Genomic DNA, 1,991 nt, shown 5'->3' with positions numbered 1-1,991 from the left:
ATCGGCGTGCCGTACATGCGTGTTTATGAGGTCGTCAGCTTCTACACGATGTTCAACATGGCGCCGGTCGGCCGTTTCCACGTCCAGGTGTGCGGCACGACGCCGTGCATGTTGGGCGGCAGCGACGATGTGCTGGCGGCGTGCAAGAATAAGGGCCTGATCAAGGGCCGCACCACGCCCGATGGCCTGTTCACGCTGACCGAGGTCGAGTGTCTGGGTGCCTGCGCCAATGCGCCGATGGTGCAGATCAACGACGACAATTTCGAGGATCTCGATTATGATCGCACGATCGCGGTGCTCGAGGCGCTGGCGGACGGGCGGCCGGTAACGCCGGGCTCGCAGACCGGGCGGCGCGACAGTTGCGCGGCGGGTGGTCCGACCAACCTGACCGCAATGGTGGATGACAATCACGATTATCGGGGAGAATGGGCATGAGCAAAAACACCATCGTCACGATCCTCGCGATCATCGGCGGGATCGTCGTCCTCGGCTGGGTGCTGCGGCTGACCTTTGCGTTGCTCGGGCCGATCATCGTGATCGGGCTCGGCGTCGTGATCTACCTCGCGCTGACCGGCAACAAGCGGATCGGCGGGCCGAAGTGACGGACGACGTCGGCAACCTGATCCTCGAACGGCTGCGTCGCATGGATGACCGGCTTATCAACATCGAGGGCGACATGAGCGACATGAAGACGCGCATGGCGGCCGTCGAAGAACATATCGGCGGCATGTTCATTGCCTTGTCGGGCGTGAACAGCCGGCTCGACCGACTGACCGACCGCGTGCACCGCATCGAACGTCGCCTCGATCTAACGGATGCCCGCTAATGCTCGCCGACAAAGACCGGATTTTCACCAACATCTACGGTTTTCAGCCGTGGAACCTGAACGCCGCGATTCTGCGCGGCGATTGGGATAACACGCGTGCGCTGATGGCACGCGGGCAGGATGCCATCATCGACGAGGTGAAAGCCTCGGGCTTGCGCGGTCGCGGTGGTGCGGGTTTCCCGACCGGCACCAAATGGTCGTTCATGCCCAAGGAACCCAAGCCCGACCGGCCCAATTTCCTCGTCATCAACGCCGATGAATCCGAGCCGGGTAGCTGCAAGGACCGCGAGATCATCCGGCACGAGCCGCACAAGCTTATCGAAGGCGCGCTGATTGCGGGCTATGCGATGCGCGCGCGGGCGGCGTACATCTACATTCGCGGCGAGTATATCCGTGAGGCCGAGACGCTCTTCGCCGCTGTCGCCGAGGCCTATGACAAGGGTATGCTCGGCAAGAACGCATGCGGGTCGGGCTATGATTTCGACGTGTTCGTGCATCGCGGTGCCGGCGCTTACATTTGCGGCGAAGAAACCGCGATGCTTGAGAGCCTCGAGGGCAAGAAGGGCCAGCCGCGGCTCAAGCCGCCATTTCCGGCGGGGGCAGGGCTGTACGGTTGCCCGACGACGGTCAACAACGTTGAGTCGATCGCGGTCGTCCCAACGATCCTGCGGCGCGGCGCGGCGTGGTTTTCGAGCTTCGGCGCGGAGAATAACCGCGGCACCAAGCTGTTCCAGATCAGCGGGCATGTGAACAAGCCGTGCGTGGTCGAGGAAGCGATGTCGATCACCTTCCGCGAATTGATCGAGACGCATTGCGGCGGCATTCGCGGCGGGTGGGACAATCTACTCGCGGTGATTCCAGGCGGATCGTCAGTGCCCTTGGTGCCGGCGGCCGAGATCATGGATTGCCCGATGGATTTTGACGGCCTCAAGAAGGTCGGCTCGGGTCTGGGCACCGCGGCGATCATCGTGATGGACAAGTCGACCGACATCGTCCGCGCGATTGCGCGCCTGTCCTACTTCTACAAGCATGAAAGCTGCGGCCAGTGCACGCCGTGCCGCGAGGGCACTGGCTGGATGTGGCGGGTGATGGAGCGGATGCGCACCGGCGACGCCGACATTTCCGAGATCGACACGCTGTATCAGGTGACCAAGCAAGTCGAAGG

The 1,991-nt window shown here is 62.8% G+C and carries 4 protein-coding genes; all 4 read left to right on the top strand.

The window, feature by feature from the left end; genetic code table 11:
* On the top strand, nt 1-435 hold a 435-nt coding region (locus ABWP09_RS09635; RefSeq protein ID WP_353204932.1), incomplete at its 5' end, for a complex I 24 kDa subunit family protein.
* Nucleotides 432-602, top strand: coding sequence for a hypothetical protein (locus tag ABWP09_RS09630; RefSeq protein ID WP_353204931.1), 171 nt, complete (start codon nt 432-434; stop codon nt 600-602). The genes ABWP09_RS09635 and ABWP09_RS09630, both read left to right, overlap by 4 nt.
* Complete coding sequence (locus ABWP09_RS09625; protein WP_353204930.1) at nt 599-826, top strand: hypothetical protein; 228 nt, start codon at nt 599-601, stop codon at nt 824-826. Before ABWP09_RS09630 ends, ABWP09_RS09625 begins: the two co-directional genes overlap by 4 nt.
* Nucleotides 826-1,991: NADH-quinone oxidoreductase subunit NuoF (nuoF, locus tag ABWP09_RS09620; RefSeq protein WP_353204929.1), on the top strand; the 1,166-nt coding region annotated here is incomplete at its 3' end. The genes ABWP09_RS09625 and nuoF, both read left to right, overlap by 1 nt.

The sequence above is a fragment of the Sphingomonas sp. genome (assembly GCF_040398505.1).
Lineage (GTDB): Bacteria > Pseudomonadota > Alphaproteobacteria > Sphingomonadales > Sphingomonadaceae > Sphingomonas.
Note: the sequence above shows the minus strand (reverse complement) of the source record. Positions and strands in the feature narration are given on the sequence as shown.